This window comes from Kineococcus glutinatus (assembly GCF_039542765.1).
GTDB lineage: Bacteria > Actinomycetota > Actinomycetes > Actinomycetales > Kineococcaceae > Kineococcus_A > Kineococcus_A glutinatus.
In genome coordinates this window covers 1-4,880 of record NZ_BAABIL010000098.1, presented here as the reverse complement: position 1 = coordinate 4,880, position 4,880 = coordinate 1, and the positions used below count along the sequence as shown (strand labels likewise).

Sequence of the window (4,880 nt, the reverse complement as noted above, 5' to 3'; positions counted from 1 at the left end):
GCCGCGGGGACCCGCTCGCCGCGGACCGGCACGGCGCGCCCCGCGGAACGGCGGTCCGCGTGGCAGCGCGACTACGTCCAGCGCATCGTGGCCACCGACGCGGCCGCCGCGGCCTTCGCGGCCTTCGCGGGCTTCTTCGCCCGCTTCAGCGACACCCCCGCCGACACCCGCAGCGTCTCCGGCCAGGCCGTCGTCGTCTTCGCGGTGCTCCTGCCGGTGGTGTGGGTGTTCGCGATGTTCGTCTCGCGCACCTACGAGCACCGCTTCCTCGGGGTGGGCTCGGAGGAGTTCCAGCGCGTCCTGCGCGCGGCCCTGGCGGTCGTGGCGTTCGTCGGCTCCACCTCGTGGGCCTTCGACCTCGACATCGCCCGCGGCTACGTCGTCGTGGCGCTGCCCCTGGCGACCGTGCTGACCCTGCTGGCCCGCTACGGCGCCCGCCGCCGGCTGCACGGCAGCAGGGTGCGCGGCGAGGCGAGCCAGACCGTCGTCGCCGTCGGGCACCGCGCGGCGGTCGCCGGGATGGCCCGCCAGATCCACCGCGCCTCCTACCACGGCATGCGCATCGTGGGTGCGTGCGTGCCGGGCGGGCCGGGCACGCAGGAGGAGGACGCCGAGCTCGCCGAGCTGGGCGTGGAGGTCCTCGGCAGCCTCGAGGACGTCGGCAGCGCCACCCGCGCGGTGGACGCCGACGTCGTCGCGGTCACCAGCTGCCCCGAGCTGGACGGCCCCGCGCTGCGCCGGCTCGGCTGGGAGCTGGAGAGCACCCGGGCCGACCTCGTGGTCGCCCCCGCCCTCACCGAGGTCATCGGCCCGCGCGTCGCGATCCGCCCGGTCTGCGGCCTGCCGCTGCTGCACGTGGAGCGCCCCGAGCTGGAGGGCATCCGCCGCCTGGCCAAGTCGACCGTGGACCGCATCGCCGCCTTCGGCGCGCTCGCCGTGTTCAGCCCGGTGCTGCTGGCCCTGGCGCTGCTGGTCCGCCTGGACTCCAAGGGCCCGGCCCTCTTCCGCCAGGAGCGCATCGGCAAGGACGGCAAGCCGTTCACGATGTACAAGTTCCGCTCGATGGTCGTGGACGCCGAGCAGCGCCTCATCGACCTGCGCGAGCAGAACGAGGGCAACGGGCTCCTCTTCAAGATGAAGGTCGACCCCCGCATCACCCGGGTGGGCCGCGTCCTGCGCAAGTACTCCCTCGACGAGCTGCCCCAGCTCATCAACGTCCTCAACGGCACGATGTCCCTCGTCGGCCCCCGCCCGCCGCTGCAGCGGGAGGTGGACGCCTACGGCCTGGACATGCGCCGCCGGCTGCTGGTGAAGCCGGGCCTGACGGGGCTGTGGCAGATCAACGGCCGCTCCGACCTCGACCTCGACGAGTCGGTCCGCCTCGACGTGCGCTACGTGGAGAACTGGTCCTTCACGTTCGACTTCATGATCATCTGGAAGACGTTCGGGGCCGTCCTCTTCGGCCGCGGCGCCTACTGAGCCACCCGCGGGCACGCGGCGGACCCCCGGCACCTCGAGGTGGCGGGGGTCCGCCGCGTCCGGCGCCCCCGCGGGGAGGCGCTCAGCCCCGCGCGGTGGTCTCGAAGGGGGCGGTCACCCGGCGCAGCAGCGCGGCCAGCGCCCGCCGCTCACCGGCGGGCAGCACCGCGAGCATCCGGTGCTCGGCGCGCACCAGGTCGGCCAGCGCCGCGTCGACCACGGTGGCGCCGGCGGGCGTGAGGCGGACCAGGACGCTGCGCCCGTCGTCGGGGGCGGGGCGGCGCTGCACGAGCCCGCGCCGCTCCAGCCGGTCCACCCGGTTGGTCATCGTGCCGCTGGTGACGAGGGTCTGCACGACCAGCTGGCCGGGGGACAGCTCGTGCGTCCCACCCGCGCGGCGCAGGGCGGCCAGCACGTCGAACTCCCACGTCTCCAGCTCGTGCGCGGCGAAGGCGCCACGACGCAGCCGGTCGAGGTGGTGGGCGAGGCGCGCGACGCGGGAGAGGACCTCCAGCGGCTCCACGTCGAGGTCGGGGGCCACCCGCCGCCAGGCGGCGACGATGCGGTCGACCTCGTCACCGCCGGGCGGCGCGGACGGGCCGTCGGCGGGGGGCATGCCGCCGAGCCTAGGGCAGCGGCCCGGTGGGCCCGGCGCCCTGCGCGCGCACCTCGGGAGCGGGGACGGGGGCGGCCCGCCGGCGCACCGCGGCGCGCGAGAGCGCCGGGGCGCGCTCCAGGCCCGACAGCCCGTTCCAGGCCAGGTTCACGATGTGCGCGGCCACCTCGTCCTTGGACGGGCCGCGGTTGTCCAGCCACCACTGCCCCGTCATGGCGATCATCCCCACGAGCATCTGCGCGTGCATGGGGGCCATCTGCTCGGGGAAGCCGCGCGCGGCGAAGGCGTCGGAGAGCAGGTGCTCCACCTGCCCGGCGATGTCGCTGATGAGGCTGGCGAAGCTGCCGGTGGCCTGGGTCACGGGGGAGTCGCGCACCAGGATGCGGAAGCCGTCGCTGGAGGCCTCGACGTAGTCCAGCAGCGCCAGCGTCGCGCGCTCCAGCAGGAGCCGGGGGCCGCCGCGGCCGTTGAGGGCGTCGGTGATCGACGCCAGCAGGGTCTGCATCTCGCGGTCGACGACGACGGCGTAGAGGCCCTCCTTGCCGCCGAAGTGCTCGTAGACCACCGGCTTGGACACGCCCGCCCGCGCGGCGATCTCCTCGACGCTGGTCCCCTCCACGCCGCGCAGGGCGAAGAGGCCGCGACCGACGCCCACGAGCTGCTCGCGTCGCTCGCTGCCCGTCATGCGGGAGCGGGGTCGCGGTGGGCTCACGGCCCTCATCATGCCTGCCGCCGGCCGCGGCCGGGCCACCCGTCCGGCGCACCGGGCGGGGGCCGCCCGGGTGACCTGGCAGGATGGCCGCGCAGCCGTGGCCGCCGCGCCGGTCGCGGTCTTACGCGGTCCCGGGTGGTGTAACGGCAGCACGGCGGGTTTTGGTCCCGTCCAGTAGGGGTTCGAATCCTCTCCCGGGAGCGGCCGGACCGCCGCGGACCGGTGCGCCGGCGAGGCGGTTATCCTCGCTGGCGACGTCCCCCACTGCGAGGAGCGCCGCTCGCGTGAGCAGCCCGGTGACCCCCCCACCCCAGATCCCAGAGCCCAGACCCGCAGCCGTCGTCGTGCTGGCGGCGGGGGAGGGCACGAGGATGCGCTCGGCGCTGCCGAAGGTGCTGCACCCCCTCGGCGGCCGCCCCCTGCTGCACCACGCGCTCGCCGCGGCCGAGGGCGTGCAGCCGGCGCACCTGGTCGTCGTCGTGCGCCACGAGGGCGAGCGCGTCGCCGCCGCCGCCACCGAGGGCCGCCCGCAGCTGCGCACCGCGTGGCAGGACGACGTCCCCGGCACCGGCCGCGCCGTGGAGTGCGGCCTCGACGCCCTGCCCGACGACCTCGCCGGCACCGTCCTCGTCACCTACGGCGACGTGCCGCTGCTGGGTGCGGCGACCCTGCGGGCGCTCGCCGCGGCGCACGAGGGCGCCGGCAACGCCGTCACCGTGCTCACCGCCGTCCTGGAGGACCCCACCGGGTACGGGCGCGTCCTGCGCGGCGAGGACGGCACCGTCACGGGCATCGTCGAGCAGAAGGACGCCACCGCGCAGCAGCGGGCGGTGCGCGAGGTGAACTCCGGGGTCTACGCCTTCGACGCCGCGGCGCTGCGGGCGGCGCTGCCCGTCCTGGGCCGCGACAACGCGGCCGGGGAGGTCTACCTCACCGACGTCCTCGGCGTCGTGCGCGCCGCCGGCGGTCGCGTGGCGGCCGAGCCGGTGGACGACGTGGTGCAGATCCAGGGCGTCAACGACCGCGTGCAGCTGGCGGAGCTGGCCGCCGAGGCCAACAGGCGCACCCTGCGCGGGTGGATGCTGGCCGGCGTGAGCGTGGTGGACCCCGCGACGACGTGGGTGGACGCCGACGTCGTGCTCGAGCAGGACGTCGTGCTGCGGCCGGGCGTGCAGCTGCACGGGCGCACCCGGGTGGGTGCCGGCGCGGTCGTCGGCCCGGACACCACCCTGACCGACGTCGAGGTGGGCGCCGGCGCCCTGGTGGAGCGCACCCACGGCAGCGGCGCCCTCGTCGGCCCCGGGGCCACCGTCGGGCCGTTCGCCTTCCTGCGCCCGGGCACCCGGCTCGGCGCCGAGGGCAAGATCGGCGCGTTCGTCGAGGTGAAGAACGCCGAGATCGGGACCGGCTCGAAGGTGCCGCACCTGACGTACGTGGGGGACGCCACCATCGGCGAGCACTCCAACATCGGCGCGGGCGCGGTCTTCGCCAACTACGACGGGGTGCGCAAGGCGCGCACCACGATCGGCGACCACGTCCGCACCGGCTCGGGCACCAGGTTCGTGGCGCCGGTGAGCGTCGGGGACGGGGCCTACACCGGGGCGGGCACGGTGGTCCGCAAGGACGTGCCGCCGGGGGCGCTGGCCATCAGCGTCACCCCGCAGCGCAACCTCGAGGGCTGGACGCTGGCCCAGCGGCCCGGGTCCGCCTCCGCCGAGGCGGCGGCCCGCGCCGCGGAACCGGCCGGTGGGGACACCCCCGGCACCGAGAGCACCACAGGGACGACCGACGGCGAGGGAGCCTCCGCATGACCGGCATCACGACGACGGGCGAGAAGCGCATGGTGCTCATCACCGGGCGGGCCCACCCGGAGCTGGCGAAGGAGGTCTCCGGCGAGCTGGGGGTCGAGCTGGTGCCGACTAGCGCCTACACCTTCGCCAACTCCGAGCTCTACGTGCGCTTCGAGGAGAGCGTGCGCGGCTGCGACGCCTTCGTGATCCAGAGCCACACGGCTCCGGTCAACGAGTGGATCATGGAGCAGCTCATCATGGTCGACGCCCTCAAGCGGGCCTC

5 protein-coding genes and 1 tRNA gene are annotated in these 4,880 nt (G+C 75.6%); 4 read left to right on the top strand and 2 right to left on the bottom strand.

The genetic code is table 11. The features are described from left to right. The coding region (locus tag ABEB16_RS04490) for a sugar transferase (protein WP_345711068.1) at positions 1–1,479 on the top strand (1,479 nt) is incomplete at its 5' end. 82 nt (positions 1,480–1,561) lie between these two features. Here the strand turns inward: ABEB16_RS04490 and ABEB16_RS04485 are convergent. Both ABEB16_RS04485 and ABEB16_RS04480 read right to left on the bottom strand, forming a co-directional pair. Continuing rightward, a complete protein-coding gene (locus ABEB16_RS04485) occupies positions 1,562–2,095 on the bottom strand; it encodes a MarR family winged helix-turn-helix transcriptional regulator (RefSeq protein ID WP_345711067.1) in 534 nt (177 codons plus the stop codon). 10 nt (positions 2,096–2,105) lie between these two features. Beyond that, positions 2,106–2,816 (bottom strand): TetR/AcrR family transcriptional regulator, encoded by a 711-nt coding sequence (locus ABEB16_RS04480; RefSeq protein ID WP_345711066.1) that lies wholly within the window; start codon positions 2,814–2,816, stop codon positions 2,106–2,108. Between the two features lie 120 nt (positions 2,817–2,936). Between ABEB16_RS04480 and ABEB16_RS04475 the strand changes: the two genes are divergently transcribed. From ABEB16_RS04475 to ABEB16_RS04465, 3 genes are all read left to right on the top strand, one after another. After that, positions 2,937–3,008, top strand: a tRNA-Gln gene (locus tag ABEB16_RS04475). 113 nt (positions 3,009–3,121) lie between these two features. Continuing rightward, positions 3,122–4,618 (top strand): bifunctional UDP-N-acetylglucosamine diphosphorylase/glucosamine-1-phosphate N-acetyltransferase GlmU, encoded by a 1,497-nt coding sequence (gene glmU / locus ABEB16_RS04470; RefSeq protein WP_345711069.1) that lies wholly within the window; start codon positions 3,122–3,124, stop codon positions 4,616–4,618. Continuing rightward, positions 4,615–4,880: ribose-phosphate pyrophosphokinase-like domain-containing protein (locus tag ABEB16_RS04465; protein ID WP_345711065.1), on the top strand; the 266-nt coding region annotated here is incomplete at its 3' end. The genes glmU and ABEB16_RS04465, both read left to right, overlap by 4 nt.